This is a genomic window from Larkinella insperata (assembly GCF_026248825.1).
Lineage (GTDB): Bacteria > Bacteroidota > Bacteroidia > Cytophagales > Spirosomataceae > Larkinella > Larkinella insperata.
Genome location: NZ_CP110973.1, coordinates 5,065,922 through 5,090,731, shown reverse-complemented (window position 1 = coordinate 5,090,731; position 24,810 = coordinate 5,065,922). Strand labels below are relative to the sequence as shown.

Here is a 24,810-nt window from a genome sequence, read left to right as displayed (position 1 = left end):
AACCGGTTTCACCCTAAAAAAGCCGCCCCACAGATCGTGGGGCGGCTTTTTTAGGGTGAAAATTACCGCGCGGCTACGGGCATCGCGAAATTTTTGGCGGCATCGTCCACGATCAGCACCCAGTCCTGACCATAACCCGTCGTGGGCGGTTTCATCGACTGGCGGCCCTGGTTGGCAAACGTGCCCGCCGGTTTGACCTCCCCTTTGCGCGGATCAAACCAATAAGCTTTCACTTCTTTCCCGGAAATCTTGCCCAGTTGCAGCGTAAACGGCTTTCCGGCGGCCGTATAGACAAAGGCGTAATCCTTGCCGCGCGTGGCCTGAATCCGCTCGGCCGGAACGTAATTGTTTTCGGCAATCAGCGACTGATCGGGCACCCGGTCCAGCAGCGGCCGCGACTCCATCAGGCGCCGGACAAACTGCATCTGGTTGGCCGCTGGCAGGTTCAGGGCGTCGTACCAAGGAAAGTGCGGCCCATTGACGGGTTCCCTGCCCGGCGAATACATCTGCCAGATGTCGTGGCAGCCGTAGGTGTGGCCGTGCGCTCCGGCAAACAAATCCAGGTAGGCGTATTTCCGCACATCGTAGGCGTTGGACGTGCCCAGATCCTGCACGCTGAAACAAACCGGATGGTCTTCGTAAATCGGTTCGGCGTCGATCACGGGTTTGGCCGGGGTCCGGTTGTAGACGAAGGCGATTTTGTCGTGCGTGGGTGTGTCGCGGCAGTGCCCGTTTTGCAGCATGTTGAAGTCCAGCCAGTTGTCGTTGTGAAACCAGTGCGAGGAACCGCCCATTTCCAGCGCGTTGGGTTGCGGGTGAAAACTCATCAGGGCCATGTCGTGCCCGCCCACCCCATCGGCCACGCCCTCGGCCATGGCCCGCCAAACGGCGACGTCTTCGGAATTGTCGCGCGGAGTACGGTCCCCGCCCATCACCCAGACGATGTTGTCGCGGTTTTTGTAGCGATTGCCCAGCCAGCGGCCAAACACCCGGGCGTTGGCGGTATTGAAAATCTCCGGCCCTTTGCCCCAGGTCGATTTATTGAGTTTGTCGCCCCAGGTCGGCAGCAGGGCCACCACAATACCGTTTTCGGCGGCTTTCCCGATGATGTAATCGACGTGTTTGAAGTAGGCTTCGTTGGGCTTCGTCGGATCGTTGTTCTGCAACGGTCTCTCACCTAACGAATTGGGATCATTCAAGCCGTCAATTTCGGCCAGGGCCACGGCCTGCACCACCGTAAAGCCCTGCTCGGCCCGGCGTTTCAGGTAGCGGTCGGCGTCCTCGCGATTCAGCCGGTGGAAAAGCTCCCAGGCCGTGTCGCCCAGCCAGAAAAAAGGCGTACCGTCCTGGTGCACCAGATACCGTTTGTTGTCGGAAACCCGCAGACGGCCGTGAGAAAAAGGAGTTTGGGCGTACGTGATTCCGTGTGTCAGCAGCAGCCCGGCCAGCAGCATCCAGCGTTTCATGAGTGGAATAGGATAAGCTCTTTTATGATAAGTACAGTAGAGTAGAGTATTGTCAGCCCGAAGGTAGGTGATTTTCTGAAATACTATAACAAAAAGAGGATTATTTAGGCAATAAGCCATAAAAAAAGGCATTCTGGATGCACCCGGTGGACGCTCAGAATACCATGAAATAGTTGCGGATCAGTCAGCGCAACTTTTACAGCACTAGTTCCTCCGGCCGGCTGAACTGTTTGATGGCTTCGTTCGCGTTTTCGAATGCCTTGCGGTTTTTGTATTCAAACCACGGTTTGGTGAAGTATTTCTTCATGAAATTGTCGATCCGCATCTCGCCGAGCAGGTTCCAGGCCCCCCGAATCCGTTTCAGCCACGACTCGTTGAGCACCCGGAGCGCCAGCGCGTACCCGCCGTCGATGTACTCAATGTAGTGCCAGTATCCGGCGGGAATATAAATCGTTTCGCCGTAATCCAGCGTACATTCGTAGCCTTTGACATGCTGCAGACCGGGGTATTTTTCGTAATCGGGGTTGTTGACGTTCGTGTACGTAATGACCGAAAAGGGCAAACGGTACAGCAACGGCGTGTACTCGGGCGCAAACAGCACCACGCGCTTGCGGCCCACAAACTGCGTCAGAAAAACGTGCGACATGTCGATGTCGTAGTGCATGTGTACAATGGAACCCGCCCCGCCGTAGAACATAAACGGCAGGCTCATGGCAAAGCCGTTGACCAGATTGGGCTTCAGAATGTCTTTCTTGAGCGACGGAATGTGTTTGAAAATATTGAAGAGAAAAATCCGCAGCTGAACCTCTTCGTTGGAAGCAATCTTGTCGAGGTATTCCCCAAAATTCATGCGCTCGTCCACAAACATGGTGCTTTTGTCGGGGTCGGCGGGCTTGTTGTTGTATAGGTCCACGGTTAAGTGCCCGGCCCGTTCTTTTAGTTTGTCAAAAGACCAGTTTTGGTAAGCGGGCCAGTCGTGGCAGAAATCCTTGATGACGGCGGGTTTATGCTTTTTGAAGTACTCCTCCTGAAACAGCGACTTATCGTTTTTGGAAACGCGATCGATTGGTAATAGTTCTATAGCCATATGAATAATCAGTGTGGTTTATAACTAAAATTCACAGCAATTAACACGTTAAAACTACCTAAGGATTCAGACAATCGGCGGAAAACATGATTAGAATTGCATTAAAACTAGGTTAAAACTATCCAAAACAAAATGAACCCGCTCTCCCGTCGTCGGCCTGAGCGGATTGCCAGACAACGGATGAGCAGGTTCGGGGGAGCACTCGGCGGCTTTACCTCAGAACACAAAATGAGTCGATAAGAACTCCGACTGATGTTGCTCCACAATGGTGTTCAGGATCGTTTTGTTCGGGTCCGTATCCTTGGTGGCCACCACCGTCCGGATCGAAAACGACCGCAGGGCGTCTTCAACGGACAGCGTACCTTCCGCCGAGTCTTTCCGGCCCGTAAACGGAAAGGTGTCCGGTCCGCGCTGGCATTGGGCGTTGATGTTGACCCGGCTCACCTGATTAACCAGCTGATCGACCAGCGTGGCAATCTGCGCGGTTTCCGTTCCGAAAATGCTGACCTGCTGGCCGTGATCCGCATTGATGATGTACTGAATGGGTTCTTCAATATCGTCGAACGGTACTACCGGCACCACTGGGCCAAACTGCTCTTCGCGGTACAGCTTCATGCCTTCCTTGACGGGATAAACCAGCGCCGGAAACACGAACGATTCGACGGTGGTGCCGCCCCCTTCGTTCAGCACACGGGCGCCCTGCTCGGCCGCGTCGCGCAGGCACTCGTCGAGGTACGCCGGTTTGCCGGGTTCGGGCAACGGCGTCACCTGAGCCCCTTTATCCCACGGCATTCCGGGTTTCAGTTTATTCAGTTCTTCCCCAAACCGGTGCAGAAAGGCGTCCGCCAGCGACCGATGCACCCACAAGATTTTCAGGGCCGTACACCGCTGCCCGTTGAACGACATGGTGCCCAGCATACACTCTTTCACCGTCAGTTCAATGTCGGCATCGGGCAGGATAACGGCCGCGTTTTTGGCATCCAGGCTCAACACGGCCCGCAGCCGGTTGCTTTTGGGGTGCATTTTCTTCAAGCTATCGGCCACCCGGCTGGAACCGATCAGGGCCAGCACGTTGATTTTTCCGGACTTCATCAGGGTCGGCACCACGGTGGCGCCCCGCCCGTAGACGGTATTGACAACGCCCTTCGGAAACGAGGTCCGGAAGGCTTCGAGCAGCGGGTGGTGCAGCAGCGTGCCGTGTTTGGGCGGTTTAAACAAGACCGTGTTTCCCATCAGAATGGCCGGGATTAGGGTCGTGTAGGTTTCATTGAGCGGGTAATTGAACGGCCCCATGCACAGCACAACGCCCAGCGGAGAACGCCGGATCTGCCCGATGATGCCTTCTTCAATGCGGAACCGGGAACCGGCCCGGTCGATGTCCTTGAACGCGTCGATGGTGTCGGAAATGTACTGCACGGTGCGGTCGAATTCCTTGATTGAGTCGCCCAGCGTTTTGCCGATTTCCCACATGAGCAGGTTGACAACTTCTTTTTTCTGCTCGACCATCTTGCTGACGAAGCGTTCCATGCACCGGATGCGGTCGGTCACCGACATGGTCGGCCATTCGCCCCGCCCGTTGTCATAGGCCCGCACGGCGGCCTCCAGGGCATCAAGGGCTTCCTGGTCGCCCGCCGGAAGCGGGTAACTGCCGATCACCTTCCGGACCAGCCCTTCGGCAGTCCGCGTATAAACCGGTGAAAGTACTTCCTGCGTTGGACCGTCCCAGGAACGGATTTCGCCATCGACCAGGTAGTCCCGCTGATGCAGGGGCATGATCCGAAATTCTTCCGGAATCTGATCTTCGGCCGGAAACAAGCTTTCCAGCTGCTGCGATAAGTGAGTCATACAAACAAGATAGAAATGGTAATGAGGACTAGTAAGGTTGATACAAAAAAACCGTCCTTAACAGCGCAGGCCGGTCATTATGCATAAGAAGTCGATGAAGGAAAGGCCCCACCGAACGGCGTCGGGCACGCAAAAGTAGGGAATGTGCCTGGAAACGCAGCAAGCGATGCAACCGAAAAGTTGATTTAAATCGATTGGCAAACCTTCATTCAAAACCCAGAAAGCAAAAAATAACCCGGACGTTCAGCCCGGGTTATTTTTCAGGAATCAAGAGATCGATTACTTTTTCAGCACGTTGACCGTTACGGCCTGTTTGCCGCTCAACACCCGTAGAAGCAGCAGGCCCGCCGTTTCGCTGGCGACGCTGAACTGCTGATGCTCGATTGACCGGGCGGCTTCAACCAGGCGGGTATGAATCACCCGGCCGCGGATGTCGGTTAGCTGGAACCGCACGGCTTTGCCTTCGGCCCCCTGCACCCCCACCTGCACCTGATCATCAACCGGGTTGCCCAAAACCGTCACGTTCAGCCGGGGTTCCGGCTCGGTTGACTCGGTCGCCCGCCGGGCAGGGGACGGACAGGTCAGCATCTTGGGCGCGTATTTGAGCGTGTAGCTGCTGTTCAGCACCTTGGCGCTGATCTGGTGGGGCTTGTTGTCTTTCAGGCTTGCCGGAGTCACAAAACTGTAGGCATGGCTGCCGTTTCCTTTCCCGGCCGCCACCAGATCGGGCCGGTTGATATCGGCTTTGGTTGTCCCGATTTGCTTCCCGTCGGCATAAAACGCTACGGAGAGGGGCGTGTTGGGTTTATCCCGGTCCCAGACCCACCCCCGGATGGTGCCGCACTCCACTTTATCCAGAAAGCCCTCAAAATTACCGGTTACCCCAACGGGTCCGGGCTCCGGTTCTTCGGGGCCGGGCTGGGGTTGGGCGCCTGCCTTCACCCGGATGGCGAATTTATCCGTGACCGAAGCACCGTCGTCGTCCGTCGCCGTCGCCACTACAACCATGTGCACCTCGGCCGGTGGGGTTCCCGTAATGCGGTTGGTTGTGGCGTTGTAGGTAAGTCCGCCCTTCAGGCCGGTTACTTCCAGCCGGGCAATGGTTCCGTCCGAATCCCGGAAGTGTTGCTTGCCCAAGGCCAGGCTAAACGGTTTGCCGACCGCGATGTTTATATCGGGAAACGGTTGAATGACGGTCGGGGGCTGGTTTTCGGCGGGCTGCGAGGGGTCTCTTTCTTCGTCGAGCAGATCTTCAATCAGGTGGACGTTCACCGGCTTTTTGCCCGATTTATTGTACTGCTCCGTCCAGCGGTTGCTGACGGGGCCGTAGAAATCCCGCAGAATTTCCGAGAGTTTGTAGCTGATGGTTCCGCCCGTCTGCACCTGCGTCACCGGCCTGGAGAGCAAGCCAGCGTCGAGCACCTTTCTGACCAAAGCCGTCAGCGCCGGACGGGCATCACTACCGCCGAAGTTGGCCAGCGTAAGCATCGAAGCACCGTGTTCGAAACATTCCTGGACCTGCGCAAAATAAGCGTCGATCGATACGGATTGATGGAACATCCCGTCTACCGCGTTGATCAGGAATGCCCCCGGCTTGAGGTTGCCGCGTACCACATCCATCGAAAACCGGTGGTTGTAGTCCGGCCCATCGTTGAATTTAAGGCCATCGGCGTGCTGGTTCAGGCTTTTGAACCCGGCCGTACCCCGCAGCCCACTCAGCCGGTCCCAAACCGCCCCGTGCTGATTCACGACCCGGATGGCGCCATCCACCGACCGGATGGTCTGGGTGATGTCGTTCAGAAACGTTTCGAGCAGCCGGTGCCGGAAAATATACCAGTCTTTTCCCCGGTTGCTGGCGGTGTAAACGCTGTACGGATCGCTGGTGTTGCCGGTTGGCGGGGCAACGGCGTTCCAGTCGGCAAAGCTCGTTCCCCAGCGGCTGTTGAGGTCCGTCAGCGAAAACCGCGCCCGCAGCCAGTCCCGAAAAGCCTGTTTCATGACGTTGCTGTAGTCAAACCCGATGGGACCTTTCAGGCCATCTTTGGTATAAACCGGTGAATATTCGGCTTCCAGCGCGGGCGATGAAACCACCGATATAAACAGCAGCTGATTCTGTTGCTGGAGGTAGCGATACCGCTTGACGCACTCCTGAACAAAATTCTTCGTGAGGTCCATGGTGGGCTGGTGGGCGAAACTCACCTGGACGATGCCCGCGCCCGTCTTCTTGGTTCCGTCGGCAGCTACCATCGTCTCGTTTTCCGTCCAGAAACCGCCCAGGCGCGTGTTTTCCCGCCCCACAAAGATGCGCAGCGCAATCTTGAGCCCCAGCCGCTGCGCCGTGTGCACGTGGGAATCCACCACCTTCCAGTTGGGCGGGCTCTGGCGGGTCGGATACACCATGTCCCAGTTGATCGTAATTTCCACCGCATTACACCCCGCAGCGGCCGAATGGGCAATGCGCTCGTCGTCGATTTTCGGATCGGCTTCGAAATTGAAGATGGTTACACCCAGATACCGCTTTTGGTTGATGGGCACCGGGCCACTCGACACGGTGTAAGGCTGGCTGACCGGAGCCTCTTTTCCCCAGATGGACAGGGGAATCAAGCCAAACAGGAAAGTAAGACGGAGAAGTGATAGAAGTTTGTTTCTCATTTCAGTTGCGCTGACAATTAATGTATATACTAGTAATAACTACCTAATTACCTGAACTACCAACCGGCCGTAAGTAATCTTTACAACCGTTATGCACAAACGGCTTTGCTGCCCTTGTTACGGCGGCTACCTTCAAGACTCAGCACTAAAAAAGGGATTAACTCATCTGAATACGGGACCCCACCGATAAACCGCTCTACTCATTAAGGCCTACAGAATTGTCTGGCAATTTAATTACCGCTAACTAACATTCGCTAAGCAAGGTATTGACAAACAGCGGAAAAATCTGTCCCGCTGGATTGATTTCCGGCCCACCCACACTTGTTTTTCTGCCGCGTGTAACTTAGTTCAGCGAACGAACGAATACCTTGTCCATCTGTTGTCCTTCCCACCCGACAAGGCGAGATGCTCCCAAAGAGTACTTTTTTCGCTCAATTAGCTAAAACAACAAGTCCGGTACTCTTTATACGCTTCTGGTTTCGAAACCCGGTTACCGGGCACATCGGCTTGATCTGCCCGGTCCTCGTCGGCTTTCCCTTTGCTTCACCCGCGTCGGGAAGGCCCGCCCGTGGCCAGATCGGAATTTGCTTCGGCGTTTTGGTACCGATCTTTCAGCAGGTTCATCATGTACACGTTAATCTCCCACTGGCTGGCAATTGGCATCTGCGTGTGGGGCAGCAGAGGCATGTACGGTGCCGGGCCGAACTCCGTCGTGATGGTTACGGGAACCCCTTTTTGCCGGTGTTCGGCCACCACTACGTCCCACCAGGCCAGGTGGGCATTGAGCGTTTCGGCCCATTCCGGCGCGCGCGGGTCGTTGACCTGGGGCCCTTCCGGGTGCCCTACCCGGCTGTGAAGGTGATCGGTACGGCTCAGGGCCAGCCGGACGGCTTCAACCTGATTTTCGAGCAGCGATTCGTGGACATTGCACCAGTGCGAAATGTCGAGGGCCAACCGAACGGCAGGTAGTTGCTGAAGGTATTCGCGCGTGATGTGGGCCGCAAAAAAGGCTTTGCCCCGGTGGGTTTCGTGCACAATTTTCACGCCGGTTTCGGCCGCAATCCGGTCGGCTAAATCGAACAGCCGTTTGTTCTGCTCAAAGGTAAAAAAGTCCTTGCCGGTCTGGCAGTTGATGAACAGCGGGCGGGCGGCACACAAGTGACGCAGGTACATTTCGTAGTTCTGAGCGTGTTCGTCCGGATCGGCTTCCAGCGACTGCCAGTACTGCCCGATCCACTGCAGACCGTACTTCGCCAGGGTATCGAGAATGAGCGACCGGGCGGCTTCCTCAAACGGCAGGGCCATCTCTACGCCGTCGTAGCCCGCGGCTTTGACGTTCTGGCAAAACGGGTCGAAAGGCAGGGTGTTTCCCCAGTGCGGGGCAAAAAATTGACAGCTATTCATCGGGTTTAGGGGTTTTCCAGGCGGTTTTTATAGTGTCGCCAAACGGCCATGGCGTTGCGCAGGTTGGTAGGCTTATCGCCTTTCATTGCGTAGCACTGCACCCCAATCGGTCCGCGAAAATCCAGGTCCTGCACCGCAAACCGCACCAGTTCGTAGGTATCGAAACTGCCGGTTCCCAGGGGCAGAATGTACTGGTTCCAGACGCCGTTCGGGCCGTTGTTCAGGGCCGACGCATCCACGTCATTGGCCCCCGACAGGGTCATCATTTTCAGGTACGGCCGGAGCGCCGTCAGCTGTTGTTTCCAGTCCGAGCGGTCGGCTTTGGGCGTAGTAGCCAGCCAGTGGCACAGATTAAACGTCACCCCCACGTTGGGCTGGTTAATGGCCTGCGCTAACCGGAGGGCGTGGTCGGTCCGTTCGACGTAAAAGCCCAGGTGCGGGTAAATGGCTATCGGTACGTTTGCCTGCCGGGCCCAGTCAGCCATCTGCCGCAATTGCCGCATTACCAGCGAATCGGCCTGCGCGGATGGCACTTTGAACCGTTTCTGGCTGCTGACGATGTACGGGGCCACGACGGTTTTCGTCCCTTTCAGCGCCCGGATGTCGGGTTCAATGCGCGGGTCGAGGGGCGCATCCAGATCCAATTGAATGTAGAAATACGAGCCGGTAAAGCGGTGTTTGTCCAGGGCCGCCTTCATGCCTTCGAATGAATCCAGTTGATTGATCTCCAGACCGTCGTACCCCAAGCCTTTAACCAGCGCCACCTGCTGATCGAAGGTTTTATAGGTCGAATCGCCCCGGATGGCGTTGTGTAGCGCAAAGAAATCATTCCGGACTTTTCGGCCCGGTTGGGCCATACCGTACGGGATCAGTCCAATCAGCAGGAGCAGCAGCGGGAGTTTTTTCATCGAATACCGAATTAAGAAGGGTGGGTTATGCGTTGCATATCTTATGAGTTTGTTGCCAGCGACATGACCGCTTCCTCCGTTGCCTCCTGCCGGGTCAGTTCGCCCGCAAGCTGGCCCTGGCGGATTACGAGAATGCGGTCCGACAAAGCCAGCAACTCCGTCAGCTCGCTGGAAATGAGCAAAATGCCCTTGCCGGCAGCCGCCAGACTCCGCAGCAGTTCATAGATCTCGGCTTTGGCGCCAACGTCAATGCCGTGGGTAGGCTCGTCAATGATCAGGACCCGCGGATCGGCCAGCAACCACTTGGCCAGCACCACTTTCTGCTGATTGCCCCCACTTAGCGTAGCGACCAGCTGACGGGTTGAAAAAGCCGCAATCCGCAGTTGCTGCTTGAACCGTTCGGCCAGCCCGGCCGTCTGTCGGTCGCTGTACCACCGCCCCTGCCGGGCGGCCGTCAGATTTACCGACACGACGTTTTCTTCAACGGAACGATCGGGAAACAGCCCTTCCGATTTGCGTTCTTCCGGGATGTAGCCCACGCCCAGGCGCAGCGCGTCGGCCGGGTGCCTGATCTGAACCACCCGACCGTTGAGCAGGATATGGCCGGATTGAATCGGCATTGCGCCGAACAGCCCGCGCGCAATTTCGGTGCGACCCGCCCCGACCAGTCCCGCCAGCCCGAGTATTTCGCCTTTGCGCAGCCGGAAACTGATGTCCCGAAAACCGGTTCCGCGGATGGCTTTAGCCTCCAGCAACACCTCATCGGTGGCCGACGACGACACTGCTGCCTGCACGAGTTCCCGCCCTACCATCATTTTCACCAGTTCGTCGGCGGTCACTTCCCGAATCGGCCGCGTGCCCTGGTAGGTGCCGTCTTTCAACACCGACACCCGGTCGGCAATGGCAAATAGTTCGCTCAGGCGGTGGGAAATGTAAATCACGGCCTTCCCCAGGGCGGTTAACTGGCGAATTATCCGGAACAGCGTCTGCGTTTCCTGTTCGGTGATCGAAGCCGTCGGCTCGTCGAGAATCAGCAAATCCGGGTTTTGGGACAGGGCCTTGGCAATTTCAACCATCTGCTTTTGCCCCGGCGACAGGTCGGCCACCCGCGTATCGGCTTTCAGGCGGTTGAGGTCCAGCGTGCCCAGGAGTGCCTCCGTTTGCCGGTACAGCTCCCGGTAATCGATGAAGCCCAGGGCGGTTCGGGGTGGACGGTTGGCAAAAATGTTTTCCGCCACCGGCAGGCTGTCCACCAAGCTCAATTGCTGATAAACAATGGCGATGCCCAGTTGGGTGGCGTGGGCCGGTCCGCGGATGATGACGGGTTCACCCTTCCAGATCAGGTTACCGCGATTGGCGGTTAGATTTCCCGTCAGAACGCCCATGAGGGTGCTCTTTCCGGCGCCGTTTTCTCCGCACAACGCGTGTACTTCACCCGCCTGTACATCCAGGGAAACGTTTTCCAGCGCCTTAACACCGGGGAAATACTTGCTGATGTTCTGGAGTTGTAGTAGCATAGGAGTTTCGTCCGCGACAGAACCGGTTCGGGCATACCCCTTTCCCCAACGGCCTGCCTGCAAAAACCTTTAGCGAAAGTTTTTTACCCATCAGCACCGTCCCATCACCGCAAATTTTAAATTTTTCACCTTTTTGTTATAGCCTTTTGAAAAATAAAGTACTTTTGCCCTTATCTCTACTCTACTGTACTGTACTTAATCAACAGAATGGTGGAGTTGCCTAAACCCTTATCCAAAACGCATGCAATTGGGAGTATCGTCGTACACCTTCGGTTGGGCCGTGGGCGTTCCCGGGCACTGGCCGGATCACCCGCTGGAGGAACAGGGATTGCTCGACAAAGCCGTTCAGGCGGGGGTGCAGCTGGTTCAGTTGGGCGATAATTTACCCGTCCACGAGCTGTCTGAACGTCGTTTGCAGGCGCTACGGCAACGCGCCACCCGGGAATCCATCGCGCTCGAACTGGGCGCGCGGGGCCTGACGCCCGGGCATCTGCATCGGTACCTGCGGCTGTGCGAACACCTGAACGCCCGGCTGCTCCGCTTCGTGATCGACGGCCCGGATTATGAACCCTCCGTGGCTGAAGTGGTGACCGTGCTGAAAGAAGCGGTCCCGACCTTCCAAAAAACCGGGGTCACCCTGGGGCTGGAAAACCACGACCGGCTGATAGCCGCCGAATTTGCCACCATTGTGGAGCAGGTTGGCAGCGAGCGGGTCGGTATTTGCCTGGATTCGGTCAATTCGATGGGCGCGGGCGAAGGGCTCGAACAAATCGTCGGAACGCTGGCCCCCTACACCGTGAACCTGCACCTGAAAGATTTTGGCATTCAACGGCTTTCCCACCTGATGGGCTTCCAGATCGACGGGCGACCCGCGGGGCAGGGCCTGCTGAACATTCCCTGGTTGCTGGAACGGATCGGGCAAACGGGCCGCTGCCAGACCGCCATTCTGGAGCAATGGGTGGTGCCGGAAGCCAGTCTGGACGATACCATCGCGAAAGAAAACCGCTGGGCCGCAGAAAGCCTGACCTATTTGCGGACGCTGGCCGGTCTGGAGTTCTCACCGAACCAGGCGACGGTTCTTAATCACCGGACTGGGAAGTAATAAACTATACTCGTTACACGCTGAAAAATCGTAAACCGTACAATCATGACCAAAATAGCTTTAGTGGGAGCCGGTGGCAAAATGGGCTGCCGTTTAACAGATAATTTTCTAAAGTGTCCGGAATATGACGTTTCCTACCTGGAGGTGAGTCCTCAGGGCATCGAAAACCTACGGGTGCGCAACGTCACCGTTAGCCAGGCCGAGGAAGCGATTGCCACGGCCGACGTGGTGATTCTGGCGGTGCCGGACGTGCGGATCGGCGGCATTTCGGAAACCCTTATTCCAGCCATGAAATCCGGCGCGCTGGTGCTGACCCTCGACCCGGCAGCTCCGCTCGACGGTGTAATTGCCCACCGCGACGATCTGGGCTACGTGATTGCCCATCCCTGCCACCCATCGGTTTTCAACTGGGAACCCACCGAGCAGCAATTCCGGGATTTTTACGGCGGCATTACGGCTAAACAATCCATCGTCGTGGCCCTGATGGCCGGTACCGAAGCGCACTACCAACTGGGCGAAAAAGTGGCGCAGGACATGTACCAGCCCATCGACAAAACGCACCGGATCACGCTCGAACAAATGGCCATTCTGGAACCGGCGATGGTGGAAACCCTGGCCCAGACGTGCATGGAAGTGGTCCGGGAGGGCTTCGACCGCATCGTCGAACTGGGGGTGCCGGAAGCCGCAGCCCGGGATTTTGTGCTCGGGCACCTGCGGATTCAGATTGCCGTGCTGTTCAAAGAGGTCAACGGAACATTTTCGGATGCGGCCTACAAAATCAGCCGCCGGGCCAAGCCGATTCTGTTCCGGGAAGACTGGAAAAGCATTTTTGAAATGGACGACATCCGCCAGCAGGTGAAAGACATTACCCAACGCTAACGGCTGGCGGTCTTTTGTTTTGCCCGTCGTTTCCGTACCTTTTTTGCGCCTAACTCCGACCCACCTCATGCGTAACTTCTTTCAGGACCGCGTTTACTCCCTGGCGTTGACCATTCTGGTGGTTGGCCTGGTGGCCGCGCTGGTTTTCCCGGATACGTTTCCGACGTTCGGGAATTTCAGCCAGGTGATGCTCAACCTTTCCATCGATGCCATTGTGGCCGTGGGCATGATGGTACTCCTGATTGCCGGGGTGTTCGACCTGTCGGTGGGCTCGGTGGTGGCCTTTTCGGGCGGTCTGGTGGCGTACCTGATGCATTTCCACCAGGTTCCGGTGCCCCTGGCGCTGCTGGGCGGCCTGGCCGGGGCGGTCCTGATTGGCGCCATCAATGGCTACCTGATTGCCTACCAGGGCATTAACCCCATGATTCAGACGCTGGCGATGATGGGCATTGTGCGCGGGGGGGCGTTGATGGTCAGCGGTTCGGGCATTCAGAATCTACCCTACTGGTTCAACGCCATCAGCCAGTCGAAACTGCTGGGGATTCAGATGCCGGTCTGGTACATGCTGCTGGCGGTTTCCGTTTTCACATTTTTGACCCGCAAAACCGTGTTTTTTCGCCGGTATTACTACATCGGCAGCAACGAGAAGGCAGCTACCCTGTCGGGAATCCGGGTGCAGCGGATGAAACTTATTGCGTTTATCCTGTCGGCTACACTGGCCGGAATCGCCGGTATTCTGCTGGCCTCCCGGCTGGGGGCCGCCCTTTCCACGTCGGGCCGGGGGCTGGAGTTGCGCGTCATTACGGCCGTGATTCTGGGCGGTGCCAGTTTGTCGGGCGGACAGGGCAAAATTCCCGGAGCCTTGCTGGGGGCCATTTTCATGGGAGTCGTCAGCAACATCATGATCATTGCCCGCGTCTCGGGCTACTGGCAGGAAATCATTCTGGGCCTGATTCTGATCAGCGTGGTGTGGGTGGACATGGTTTTACAGAAGCGTAACTAGCAGACCGATGAAGAAATTACTGTTTTTAGCCCTCCTGGCCTGGGGGTGCGAACTACCACCCCGCCAGGGCAATACCAGCACTACCCAGACGCCCGTTAGCCAGGCCAAAGTCCTGTCCGGTCCGGAGGAATACGTCATGGTGACCACCGCCGTGACCATGCCGATGTACGTCAACCACGATCAGGCGGCTTTCAAACGCTGGGGGCAAAAAATGGGCGTCAACGTGTCGATTCTGGGTCCAGCCGAGTGGGATATTCCGGCCCAGATCAACACGATCGAAGAAGTGATCGGTACGCGGCCGACGGGCCTGCTCATCAACGGCACCAACCCGGCCATTGCCAGCGTGATCAACAAAGCCGTAGACGCCGGGATTCCAACCGTGGTTTATGATTCCGACATTCCGGGCTCCCGGCGCCATGCGTTTCTGGGCACCGACTGGTACCAGATCGGGCAGATGCAGGGCGAAGAAATGGTTCGGCTGACGGGCGGTAAAGGCAAAATCGCTTACATGGGTATTCTGGGACTGACCAACATGGAAGCCGGTTTTCAGGGCCTGCTGGACGTTATCAGGAAATACCCGGGACTGGAGGTGGTTGGGAAATACGACGACAAGGCGAACGTGGAAGAAGCCGCCCGCATCACGTCCGACCTGCTGGCGGCCCACCCCGATCTGGCGGGTTTGTGCGGTTTCGATTCCAATTCCGGGCCGGGCATGGCCCTGGCGGTAAAAGAAGCCGGGAAAGCCGGAAAAGTTAAGATTACAACCGTTGACTGGGAACCCGAACACCTCCAGCTCGTGCGGGAAGGCGTAATTCACATGCTAGCCGGCCAGAAACGGGAGCTTTTTACCTGGTACGGAGCCCAGATGCTCTACGACATGGTTCACCAGACGAACCGGCTTTCCTCAAACGACGTTCAGGCCCAAATTACCAACATTCCGACGGTGGTCAATACGGGTTTGCTGCGCATCACGAAAGAAAATGTGGCCGAGTTCATGCACTGATTCGGTGCGTTGCCGCTCCGGCCTAAACCGGTATTTTCGCCTAGCAACCTATCATATGAACTAATGAGATAAATTATATTTTCATTAGAATTCGCTTAGAATTCAAAAAAAATCTTGACACCGGTACGATCCGGTAGCCAAAACGCCTTTACCTGATCCATTTTTTAATTTTCCAAGAATCCGGCTTCCATTCCCAGCATTCCTCTGCTTGATCTTTATTTTGATTCCACCGAACGTATATCAACGTATATACATATACGACATTCTAAATCCTTTATTTAGCGGACAGAAAATTATTCCCTGCCTGCCATTATTCTAACCAGCAAACTTTGTAACTGCTGTAAACTATATAGTAACTTTTTTAGATACCCCTCCCGGCTTAGGTATGAAATTTGCTTCCTAGATTGATAAATTAACTTAACGTATGTTGTTTTCGCTTTTATCAGGTCTTGGAAAAGAAGAACAAATAACCGTTAATGCCGTTAATTTTATCGGACAATAGAGTACCCTAACCTATAGTAACGGTCATTGAGTGCCGACGAATCGTTCGTTCAACGGTGTTTAGTAACCGACCTCCTTTAACTGAGTAAGGCCAGATGGCTCCTGCCGACGGACCTGCCTAGTGGAGGCTAGCGTTCGTCCAAACCCGTTTGTAAAGCTCAGGTCAGCAGATTCAATCCGGACTTGCGAAGCCTCCAATTTTGAGGATTCCTGCTCAGTTAAAGAATGGTTTTATCGGCCCTTTTAACCCTGTATGAACACTTAATCAGAAACGCGTATCTATGAAGTACACCCTTTATCCGGTTTAGTATGGAGAAACTGCTACAGGTTTTATTTAGTGCTTCCCCGCAGGGTGTAGCCTTTGTTGAACCTCTTTGCAATGATCAGCAGGAAATCCGTGATTTTCGGTACCGGATGGTTAACAAGGCTTTTTCCCGAGTTCTGCGCCTAACTGAAAAAGAGCTTACCGGTCAGCTTGTCAGTTCGGTGCTTCTGGCAACGGAAAGCCATTTTCTGTCGCGTTTAACCCAGGTATTCAAGTCCGAACAACCCCAGCAGCTCACCGTCGACCTCCAGCGGAAAGGCCAGGGCAGCTGTCTTTACGTGACCTTGACCCCCCTGGACGATCAGGTGATGATTACGATTCAGGACATCACCGAGCAAAAAAAAACCGAACGGAAACTGCAACGGCGGCTGGAAATGGAATCCATTATTTCATCCATTTCCGCCCGGCTGATCAACATGGATGCCGCCGACCTGGATGCCTACCTCGTGGAAGCGTTAGGCCAGGTGGCGACGTTTAACGGTGCCGACCGGGCCTCCATTTTCAATTTCTCGGTCGATCGGAGAGTTGGCAACTGCACCCACGAATGGTGTGCCCCCGGCATCGCGTCCCGAAAAGAACTGTTGCAAAACCTGCCGGTCGATAACCAGGACTGGCTACACGACCAGCTGGCCACCGGGCGCGTCTTACAGCTCGACAGCACCAAACTGCCTCCGCAGGCTGTTGGCGAAGGGGCTCTTTTCAATGTTCTTCCCATGCGTTCGTTGATGATTTTCCCGTTGATGCAAGACGAGAAAACGACGAGCTACATTGGTTTTTACGCCATCCGGCAATCCCAATCCTGGGACGAAAACGACATTTCGCTTCTGCAGACCTTTAGTTCCCTGGTGGCCAACGTGCAGAAGCGGCTCAAGCAGGAAACGGCCATCCGGCGGATCAACGACCGTTTAACGGGGTTGCACACCATCGATCAGGCCCTGCTCAGCCCCCGGTCGGCGGAACACTCTCCCCTGCTGCTGGCTTTGCGGCACATCAACGCGCTGGTCCCCTGCGAACGTTTGACCCTGTTTCGCATCAACAAGGCCACGGGTTTGGCCACCGCCGAATACCAGATCGCCAACGGCCGGACGGTATTGAACCCGGACCTGATTTTTCCGATCGATTACTTTCTTACCCTGCCAACCTCCGGGAACCAACCGGCGTATTTGTTCGACGTAGGACCTAACGAACCCGGTATTTTGGCCGGACTGCACCTGTACGAGCAGGGGTTTCGGTCGCTGCTGGTTATGCCGTTGCACAGTCGTCACAAGTGCATCGGTGCGTTTACGATGGTATCGACCAGGCCCGATTTCTTTACGGAAGAATACCTCAATATCGCCCAGGAAGTTGCCAGCCAGTTAGCCATCGCTCTGTATCAGCAACAGCTCGATGAGCAGCTCAGGAGTTATACGGAAGAACTCGAGCAACGGGTGGCGGCCCGCACCCGGACCATTACGGAATTATCGACGCTCCAGCAGGCCATCCTCAAGCACGCCGGTCAGGCCATTCTATCGACCGATCAGGACGGTGTAATCCGGACGGCCAATCAGGCTTGCGAAAAACTAATTGGGTACCCGGCCGACGAACTGATCGGGCGCGTAACGTACGTTCAGCCCGGCCCCGACGAGAACCCCGTTCCCTGCGTATCGTTTCAGCATCCGGCCGCCGGCAACAATGCGCCGAATTTCTTCCGGGCTGCGATGGCGGGCAACGGCTTTTTCAATACCGAGTGCGTGGTGGTGGGCAAAAATGGCCGCAAAGTCCCGATCCTGCTGGTAACCAGTACGCTGCAAGACGAAGACGGTGTTGTTATCGGGTACGTTGGGATTGCTACGGATATTTCCGCGCTGAAAGCTGCCGAAGCGAATTTGCAGCAAAGAAACCGGGAATTTAACACCTTTTTCACCGGGGCGCTGGATATGCACTGCATTTCGGACACGCAGGGCAATCTGCTGAAAACCAACCAGGCTTTTCGACTGGCGCTTGGGTATTCGGAAGGCGAGCTAATGGCGATTCCGTTTTTGTATCTGCTGCACCCCGACGAACAGAAATTTGTCTTCCAGAATCTGCTGACTCCTATTCTCTACCAACCCATTCGTAACCAGATTAACCGGTTTCGTAAAAAAGACGGCACGTACCGCACGGTAGAATGGAACGCCATCGGAATCGACAATCTGGTTTACGGGTCGGCCCGCGACATCACCGAACGGCAGGAGGCCGAAGCGGCTTTGCGGGAAAGCGAACAGCGGTTCCGCGAAATCGCCGACAACGTTGACGAGGTCTTCTGGATTCATTCCGCCGAGCCGTTTGAATTGTTATACATCAATTCGGCGTACGAGCGCGTCTTCGGGATTGACCCCAACCGGTTGACGTACGGCGATATGTCGTTCCTCGATACCATTCTGGAAGAAGACCGGCCGATGGTGCTGGCCGAATTCACGAAATACCGGCAGGGACAGGAGGTAAGTGTTCAGTGCCGGGTACAAGGGGTTTTTACGGAGGTGCGGTGGCTTCAGATCCGAACGTTCGTTACGAAAGATTGCTGGGGCAACCCATCGCGGTACATCGGCATCGTCAACGACATTTCCAGCCAGAAGGAAACGGAATTTATCCTGAAAAAGTCCCTGCATCGGGAGCAAGAACTCAACCAGCTCAAATCCCAGTTTGTCGCTACGGCTTCCCACGAATTCCGGACCCCGCTGACGGCCATTCAGACCAGTGCCGATTTAATTCAGTTGTATCTGGAACAGCCCCCCGAAACCGCCCGGCCCTTCATCGAAGACAAGCTAGGCGTCATTCACCAGCAGATTCAGAACGTCAACAGCCTGCTTTCGGACCTGCTCAGCATCGGTAAAATTGAAGCGGGCAAGATCGCTTTTATTCCCCGCTATGTGGACGTTCTGGCGCTCTGTAAACAGGTCGTCAGCAACTATTTTAGCCATCAGCCCGATGGGCGCTTCGTTCAGGTTTCGGTAGAAGGCCCCCCCCACCACGCTTTACTCGACGAAAAGCTGATCCGGCACATCCTGACCAACCTGCTGTCGAACGCCTTTAAATTTTCGAAGGAAAATCCGCTTCTGGTGATCCGGTTTGAACCGAACGTACTGGTCATTCAGGTCATCGACAAGGGAATTGGTATCCCTGCCGGCGATCTGCCGGGACTTTTCCAGACGTTTTTCCGAGCCCGCAATACCGAAGCCATTCAGGGCACGGGCCTGGGATTGGTCATCGCCCGGCAATTTGTGGAACTTCACGGCGGCACGCTGAACGTGGAGAGTGAAGAATCCAAAGGCACAACCTTTACCATTCAATTACCGATTGAGAAAACCGAATAAGGGCCGCAACCGGACATTGTAAACCCGATTCCACATTATTAAAAAGAACTGTATGGCGACGCAAATTTTATTAATCGAAGACGAAATCCAGATCCGGGAAAATGTAGCCACCTTATTGAGCCTGAAAGGCTACGAGGTCTCCACCGCCCCCGATGGCCGGGAGGGTATTAGCCAGGCCATCGTATCCCCGCCCGACCTGATCCTGTGTGATATCATGATGCCGGAGATGGACGGCTACCAGGTTCTGGATACGATTCGGAACAACCGGTCGCTGGCGACGGTCCCGTTTATTTTTCTGACGGCCAAAACCGAAGAAATCGATGTACGCCGGGGGATGGTTTCGGGAGCGGACGACTACCTGACCAAACCGTTTACGCTGGATAGCCTGCTGCGGACCATTGAGGGCCGACTGCAGCGGGAAGCCCTGCGGGAAGCCAACCTGCAGGCCCGCCTGGAAGAGCTACGCCGGACGCTGACCAGCGTTTCCACCCATGAATATAACACCCCGCTTAGCGGCATTCTGGGCTTTACCAGCCTGCTGATGGATCACTTCCAGGAGTTTAACGAAGAAGATACGCTATCGATGCTGTCGATGATTAAAGCTTCGGCCCTCCGCCTGAAACGGTCGCTGGACAACTTGCGGTTGATGGAAGAGCTGCAGCAAGTCGAGTCGGCCAATACTACGCATGAGTTTTATTCCCACGGCATTTCCCGAATCGATGCAGACATGGTCAGGCAGTTGGCGGGTAAAGTGAAGGAGCGACAAGGGGAGGAAATCGATTGCCAGGTTGAGGTTGCCAATGCCGCGCTTGACTGCCCGGAGGCCGGTTTGCGGTTAATTTTAGATGAGCTGATTGACAACGCCTGCAAATTTTCGAACGGCTCACAACCCATCCAGATTATCGGCCGACCGGAAGGCATCAATTACCGTCTGAGTTTTCTGAACGTGGGGCAACATTTCAAAGCGGAGGACATTGCCCGGATTGCCCCCTATACCCAATTTGATCGGAAGATCTATGAACAGCAAGGTTCGGGGCTGGGTTTGTCGATCGTTAAAAAGTTGCTGACGTTCAAGAAAAGTCCGATGACGATCCAGAGCACCCCCGCGGGCGAAACCTCTGTCACAATTATTTTCCAGCAAGTCCTAAATTAGTTCGTCAAACCCGCTTTTTGTCATATTTTCAGGACTTGAAAAGGAAAGCCTGAACTCATTAAGCGGGTACGTATGAAAAAGACGCCTTTTTCGAGCAACAGACGGAGTTTTATGAAGACGCAGCTTATGGGCAGCCTCGGCGCACTGGCGACCGCCGGTCAGCAACCCGCCGGCAATGACGTGGCGGAAACCTCCGCCGATACCCTGCTGCAGCACTACCAGGCCTGCCTGGGCGGGCCGTTTCCGAAAGCAACTCCGCTACAACCGCAACGGCGGGAAACCATTCGGAAAGAAGGTTACCGCATTGAATCCATTACGTACGAAGTGGAGCCGCAGGAACGGGTTCCCGCTTTGCTCCTGATCCCGGATTCCGCGACGGCCCAGCACCCGGCTCCCGGCATTGCCGTCTGGCACCAGCACAACGGCGAATACCACCTGGGCAAATCCGAGCCAGCCGGACTAGCCGGTAATCCCATGCACCATACCGCCGTTGCCCTGGTCCGAGAAGGCTACGTCGTACTGTGTCCGGATGCCCTTTGTTTTGAGGAAAGGCAGGATCCGACCGGGAAGTTGAAGAAAGGCGATTACGAACGCTTCGAATTTCTGCGCGAGGTGGTGCGGGGCCGCAGCCTGGCCTGGAAGAACGTTCTGGAAATGCGCCGGGCCGTCGATTACCTCAGTAGCCGTCCCGAAGTACGGGCTGGTGAGTTGGGTTGTTACGGTCATTCGATGGGGTCGACCCATTCCTGGCTGGTCGGGCCGCTGGAGCCCCGGCTGAAGTGCATTGTTGGAAATTGCTGCCTGCCAAGCTACGAAGCCATTGAACACGAACACCTGCTGCATTGCTTTCCGAATTTTGTTCCCGGCTGGGGCCAGTTCGGCGATACTCCCGACATTGCGGCTCTCATTGCTCCCCGGGCTTTGCATCTTAACTTCGGAGCCCAGGATACGGGTTCGCCAATTGGGTTTGTCCGGGCCAGCCTGCCGCGCATCGCTGCAGCCTATCAAAAAGCTGGTGCGACCGAAAATTTCACGTCGTTTATAGAGGAGGGTCAGGGCCATGTGCTGACGGAAGCAATGTGGCAACGGGTCAAAGAAACATTTGCCCGGCACCTAAAAAGGTCCTAATCAGCTGCGCTCACCCCACGGTTTACTTACTTGCGGCTGATAGCTTTATCTTGAAACCAGAATACTTGGTTCGACAACCATTTATCAATTCCAGGCTCTCGGTTCCTTCACAACCACTGACAGGAAAACATCTGTTCAGATGCCACATATTCAATGGAAAATTTGCGACCTGTAAAGAGAATACCTAAATATAAATTTTCTAATATTCAAAAATCACCCAATCATATTAATATATATACTTTATCCAAATTGCTTATATTTTCTCTTCATGAAACCTGAATAAAAAACCGCCATAAATCAATTTTTGAAAGTATATTCTAGACGTAAGTAATTTCGAGCAATCCACACACCTATCTATAATACAATATTCTCCTAAACCCTTTGTAGTATTAAATTTAAAATTTTCTACTTTTAAAACCAAAAACCAGCCTGTACTAGCACCAAATTTGCACCAAAGATGATGTAACTATAATCACCGATCGATAACTAGAAATATACTTTTTTCAACGGATAATCACTTCAACGGTACAACGAATGCTCGCACTAACCAGCAATGGTAAACTTATTTTCAGAATCCACTGATAAAACTATTCAACACAATCTCTAGCGTGCCGATTAAATTCATTTACAGATCCTACAGGCAATGAATCCAATTTCTTCTTCATCGATTCAGGTAAAAAAACTCGATATACACGCTACCGCCATGTACTATGCAAAAGCGTGGAAATGGTTTCTGCTCTCTTTTGCGGTATCTATGGCAGCCGCTTATCTCTATTATTCTTTTCAGGCCCCTGTTTACCTGGCAGAATCCCGCTTGTTAATAAAAGACGAAAAGAAAGGCATATCAGAACAGAGTATTCTGAAAGAACTGGACATTTTCACGCCTAAAAAAGTCGTGGAAAATGAGATCGAAGTATTGAAATCTTACACCTTGATGAACCAGGTTGTCGAAGACCTTGGCTTGGACGCTACCTATTATAAACTGACTCTTTGGGGAAAACGGGAAATCTTCGGTAACCTACCGATTAAAATCTCCGTCAAACGCCCGACCTCTCTGTTCTACAAGGAAAAGTTAAAATTCAGCTTTATCGATAATCAAAGCATTGAAATCAATGGGGAAACTTATCCGATTGGTAAGTTTGTCCATACGGAATATGGTCAACTGAAGATTACTGCTAACAAGCCACTTCATTCAGATCTTAACCAGCTCATCGTTAAGTTTACTCCACGGATTAAAACGGTAAAAGAATACCAGAAAAAACTAGTTGTTGAACCCACAACCAAAGCTTCTACGGTTTTAACCTTAGCCATTGAAGATGGCGTTGCCGCCAAGGGAGAGCAGATATTAGATCAACTTATTAAAGAGTACAACCGGTCGGCAATCATCGATAAAAATAAAGCCGCAGCCAATACACTGGACTTTGTTGAGAACCGTTTAAGCCTTCTTTCCAAAGAAATTACGGTTGTCGAGAAAGATGTCGAACGCTATAAATCCGAAGCCGGTATTACGGATTTGAGCAGCCAAGCCTCCCTTTTTCTGGATAAAGTAAAGGAAAACGACGCCCAGCTAAGCGAGGTTAATTTGCAGGTGTCCTCCCTGGAAGACCTCGACAAATACGTACACAGTTCGTCGTCAAATCGGGGTGCCATACCGGTTGTCATTGGCTTAAACGATCCAGTTCTGACTGGCCTGGTGCATAAGCTGGGGGAACTGGAACTGGAAAATGACCGGCTCAAAGGCACGGTGGGGCCCGATAACCCCATGGTCAAAGCAATTCAAAGTCAGATTGCCGCTACCAAAAACAACATTAGCGACAACATTCAAACCGTTAAAAACATGCTGACAACCAACCGCCGTTTGTTGCAGCGAACAAATCAGGATTTGGAAACACTAGTGCGCAGCATCCCACACAAGGAAAGAGCCTTACTGAACATTACCCGGCAGCAGGCCATCAAAAATGAACTATATGGGTACCTGCTCCAGAAGCGGGAAGAAACTGCCTTATCGTATGCCGCAGCCATTTCGGATAGCCGCACCATTGACTCGGCACTTGCGAGTTCGGAACCGGTTAAACCCATCATGCGAAACATCTTTATTTTGTTTGGTATGCTCGGCCTTTGCTTACCAGTTGCGCTTTTAGCCATCCGCGATAGCCGCAACAACCGTATTGTTCGTCGGTCGGATATTGAAAGTCTCGTTGCCGTGCCTATCATTGGGGAGATTATTCAAAGTGAACACAACGATACGCTAATTATTAACGGTCAAAACCGCTCCGTCATTGGTGAACAGATCCGTACACTACGCACTAATCTTCAATTTTTAAAAACAGAATCAGATAAAAGTCAAACGATCCTATTCACCTCCAGTATCAGTGGTGAAGGCAAATCTTTTCTCTCGATTAACATCGGCGCCAGTCTTTCTTTAATTGGCTACCCTACCGTTATTCTGGAGTTTGATATGAGAAAACCAAGACTAGAAAAAATACTGAATAAACAATCGAAGAAAGGATTAAGTCACTACTTAATCAATGAGGCTGAACTTGACGATATTTTACAGCCGATTGTTGGTTACGAAAACTATTATTTGTTGCCATGCGGATCAGTACCACCCAATCCAACTGAAATTTTAAGTTCGCCCAGATTGGCAAAGCTGTTTGAGGAACTGCAATTGCGCTTTGATTATATCCTGATTGATACCCCCCCGTGCACCCTCGTCTCTGATGCCCAGTTGTTAGCGCCTTACGCTGATGTAACGTTGTTTGTGGTGAGACATAATGTAACCCCGAAAAGCAACATGAAGATTATAGAAAGCCTGTACCGGGAAAAGCGTTTTGAAAAAATGTATTTAACGATTAACGGCATTACAAACGACGAAGAGGCTTACTATTACAATGAGTACGGCAATTATTACGAAAATGAAGAAGATTCTATTAAGGAATTAGAACCTTATAATGACAAGATGATGACTAATTTTTTCACCAGACTGTTTCACGGCAAATCATCTTATTCAGCCAAAAAAGATGTAGACCCCGAGCCAGCTCCAGCCGTATCGCCAGAAGCTGTAATTCACAGTGTAGCTACAAGTTATACCGAAAACTCAGCCAAGGTAACGTCAACCGGCCTCATTGACAGTGCACCCGTTGCAGTTACTCAAGCAGCGACTAAATCGAAAAAACATACACCCGCCCCCCCCCTGCCTGTCGATGAAGTTGATGGGTTACCGGCCAGAAATAAAGAAGAACTAGAATATCTAGCTGTAGCCGGTAATTATCTATCAGAAACAAAAGCACTTACGCTACTTTGTACGCTTTTGCAAAATGGTTATCCACAGGCTTTTATTCTGAAAGAAGAGGAAGAAGACCAGCAATTATTTAAGGTAATCGCCCTGAGTTCGAACAATAGAAATGAAGTAACCGAATCACTCAACCAGATCAGCAAGATCACAAATAAGAGGGCGCTAGTTGTTCGAAATAAACGCTAAATCAGTACAGGTCCACTACTGAAA

Annotated in this window: 15 protein-coding genes; 8 read left to right on the top strand and 7 right to left on the bottom strand. The window is 53.8% G+C overall.

Going from position 1 to position 24,810, the window contains the following annotated elements:
- Window positions 1-62 precede the first annotated feature (62 nt).
- The 7 genes from OQ371_RS20515 to OQ371_RS20485 form a co-directional block, all read right to left on the bottom strand.
- Window positions 63-1,466 (bottom strand): glycoside hydrolase family 140 protein, encoded by a 1,404-nt coding sequence (locus OQ371_RS20515; RefSeq protein WP_265990203.1) that lies wholly within the window; start codon window positions 1,464-1,466, stop codon window positions 63-65.
- Between the two features lie 196 nt (window positions 1,467-1,662).
- Window positions 1,663-2,553, bottom strand: a complete 891-nt coding sequence (locus OQ371_RS20510) for a cupin-like domain-containing protein (RefSeq protein ID WP_265990202.1) — start codon at window positions 2,551-2,553, stop codon at window positions 1,663-1,665.
- A 216-nt stretch (window positions 2,554-2,769) separates the two neighbouring features.
- Window positions 2,770-4,398, bottom strand: coding sequence for an NADP-dependent glyceraldehyde-3-phosphate dehydrogenase (locus OQ371_RS20505; protein ID WP_265990201.1), 1,629 nt, complete (start codon window positions 4,396-4,398; stop codon window positions 2,770-2,772).
- 279 nt (window positions 4,399-4,677) lie between these two features.
- Window positions 4,678-7,050: a beta-galactosidase gene (locus OQ371_RS20500; protein ID WP_265990200.1), complete on the bottom strand. Its 2,373-nt coding sequence runs from the start codon at window positions 7,048-7,050 to the stop codon at window positions 4,678-4,680.
- A 543-nt stretch (window positions 7,051-7,593) separates the two neighbouring features.
- Window positions 7,594-8,454, bottom strand: coding sequence for a sugar phosphate isomerase/epimerase family protein (locus OQ371_RS20495; protein WP_265990199.1), 861 nt, complete (start codon window positions 8,452-8,454; stop codon window positions 7,594-7,596).
- A 5-nt stretch (window positions 8,455-8,459) separates the two neighbouring features.
- On the bottom strand, window positions 8,460-9,362 hold the full coding sequence (locus tag OQ371_RS20490) for a sugar phosphate isomerase/epimerase family protein (RefSeq protein WP_265990198.1): 903 nt from the start codon (window positions 9,360-9,362) through the stop codon (window positions 8,460-8,462).
- 41 nt (window positions 9,363-9,403) lie between these two features.
- Window positions 9,404-10,879 (bottom strand): sugar ABC transporter ATP-binding protein, encoded by a 1,476-nt coding sequence (locus tag OQ371_RS20485; RefSeq protein ID WP_265990197.1) that lies wholly within the window; start codon window positions 10,877-10,879, stop codon window positions 9,404-9,406.
- Window positions 10,880-11,120: 241 nt separating this feature from the next.
- Here OQ371_RS20485 and OQ371_RS20480 point away from each other — a divergent pair, with 241 nt between their 5' ends.
- The 8 genes from OQ371_RS20480 to OQ371_RS20445 all read left to right on the top strand — a co-directional run bounded on the left by OQ371_RS20480 (window position 11,121) and on the right by OQ371_RS20445 (window position 24,786).
- Complete coding sequence (locus OQ371_RS20480; RefSeq protein ID WP_265990196.1) at window positions 11,121-11,981, top strand: sugar phosphate isomerase/epimerase family protein; 861 nt, start codon at window positions 11,121-11,123, stop codon at window positions 11,979-11,981.
- A gap of 45 nt (window positions 11,982-12,026) precedes the next feature.
- Window positions 12,027-12,860 carry a phosphogluconate dehydrogenase C-terminal domain-containing protein gene (locus OQ371_RS20475; RefSeq protein ID WP_265990195.1) on the top strand — a complete coding sequence of 278 codons (834 nt, stop codon included), beginning with the start codon at window positions 12,027-12,029 and terminating at the stop codon, window positions 12,858-12,860.
- Window positions 12,861-12,927: 67 nt separating this feature from the next.
- Window positions 12,928-13,863 carry an ABC transporter permease gene (locus tag OQ371_RS20470; RefSeq protein ID WP_265990194.1) on the top strand — a complete coding sequence of 312 codons (936 nt, stop codon included), beginning with the start codon at window positions 12,928-12,930 and terminating at the stop codon, window positions 13,861-13,863.
- A 7-nt stretch (window positions 13,864-13,870) separates the two neighbouring features.
- Window positions 13,871-14,866, top strand: a complete 996-nt coding sequence (locus OQ371_RS20465; RefSeq protein ID WP_265990193.1) for a substrate-binding domain-containing protein — start codon at window positions 13,871-13,873, stop codon at window positions 14,864-14,866.
- Between the two features lie 810 nt (window positions 14,867-15,676).
- Complete coding sequence (locus OQ371_RS20460) at window positions 15,677-19,024, top strand: PAS domain S-box protein (protein WP_265990192.1); 3,348 nt, start codon at window positions 15,677-15,679, stop codon at window positions 19,022-19,024.
- A gap of 52 nt (window positions 19,025-19,076) precedes the next feature.
- Window positions 19,077-20,177, top strand: coding sequence for a hybrid sensor histidine kinase/response regulator (locus tag OQ371_RS20455; RefSeq protein ID WP_265990191.1), 1,101 nt, complete (start codon window positions 19,077-19,079; stop codon window positions 20,175-20,177).
- A 111-nt stretch (window positions 20,178-20,288) separates the two neighbouring features.
- Window positions 20,289-21,305 carry a dienelactone hydrolase family protein gene (locus OQ371_RS20450; RefSeq protein WP_265990190.1) on the top strand — a complete coding sequence of 339 codons (1,017 nt, stop codon included), beginning with the start codon at window positions 20,289-20,291 and terminating at the stop codon, window positions 21,303-21,305.
- A gap of 643 nt (window positions 21,306-21,948) precedes the next feature.
- The gene (locus OQ371_RS20445; protein WP_265990189.1) at window positions 21,949-24,786 is read left to right on the top strand and encodes a tyrosine-protein kinase family protein; all 2,838 of its coding nucleotides are present in this window, start codon (window positions 21,949-21,951) and stop codon (window positions 24,784-24,786) included.
- The last annotated feature ends 24 nt before the right edge of the window (window positions 24,787-24,810 follow it).

Excerpts from the sequence above, each read along its gene's own strand:
- OQ371_RS20455 (WP_265990191.1), top strand. The coding sequence starts at position 19,077 with ATGGCGACGCAAATTTTATTAATCGAAGACGAAATCCAGATCCGGGAA.
- OQ371_RS20495 (WP_265990199.1), bottom strand. The coding sequence starts at position 8,454 with ATGAATAGCTGTCAATTTTTTGCCCCGCACTGGGGAAACACCCTGCCT.
- OQ371_RS20445 (WP_265990189.1), top strand. The coding sequence starts at position 21,949 with ATGAATCCAATTTCTTCTTCATCGATTCAGGTAAAAAAACTCGATATA.
- OQ371_RS20480 (WP_265990196.1), top strand. The coding sequence starts at position 11,121 with ATGCAATTGGGAGTATCGTCGTACACCTTCGGTTGGGCCGTGGGCGTT.
- OQ371_RS20505 (WP_265990201.1), bottom strand. The coding sequence starts at position 4,398 with ATGACTCACTTATCGCAGCAGCTGGAAAGCTTGTTTCCGGCCGAAGAT.
- OQ371_RS20485 (WP_265990197.1), bottom strand. The coding sequence starts at position 10,879 with ATGCTACTACAACTCCAGAACATCAGCAAGTATTTCCCCGGTGTTAAG.
- OQ371_RS20470 (WP_265990194.1), top strand. The coding sequence starts at position 12,928 with ATGCGTAACTTCTTTCAGGACCGCGTTTACTCCCTGGCGTTGACCATT.
- OQ371_RS20510 (WP_265990202.1), bottom strand. The coding sequence starts at position 2,553 with ATGGCTATAGAACTATTACCAATCGATCGCGTTTCCAAAAACGATAAG.
- OQ371_RS20475 (WP_265990195.1), top strand. The coding sequence starts at position 12,027 with ATGACCAAAATAGCTTTAGTGGGAGCCGGTGGCAAAATGGGCTGCCGT.
- OQ371_RS20465 (WP_265990193.1), top strand. The coding sequence starts at position 13,871 with ATGAAGAAATTACTGTTTTTAGCCCTCCTGGCCTGGGGGTGCGAACTA.
- OQ371_RS20515 (WP_265990203.1), bottom strand. The coding sequence starts at position 1,466 with ATGAAACGCTGGATGCTGCTGGCCGGGCTGCTGCTGACACACGGAATC.
- OQ371_RS20450 (WP_265990190.1), top strand. The coding sequence starts at position 20,289 with ATGAAGACGCAGCTTATGGGCAGCCTCGGCGCACTGGCGACCGCCGGT.
- OQ371_RS20500 (WP_265990200.1), bottom strand. The coding sequence starts at position 7,050 with ATGAGAAACAAACTTCTATCACTTCTCCGTCTTACTTTCCTGTTTGGC.
- OQ371_RS20460 (WP_265990192.1), top strand. The coding sequence starts at position 15,677 with ATGGAGAAACTGCTACAGGTTTTATTTAGTGCTTCCCCGCAGGGTGTA.
- OQ371_RS20490 (WP_265990198.1), bottom strand. The coding sequence starts at position 9,362 with ATGAAAAAACTCCCGCTGCTGCTCCTGCTGATTGGACTGATCCCGTAC.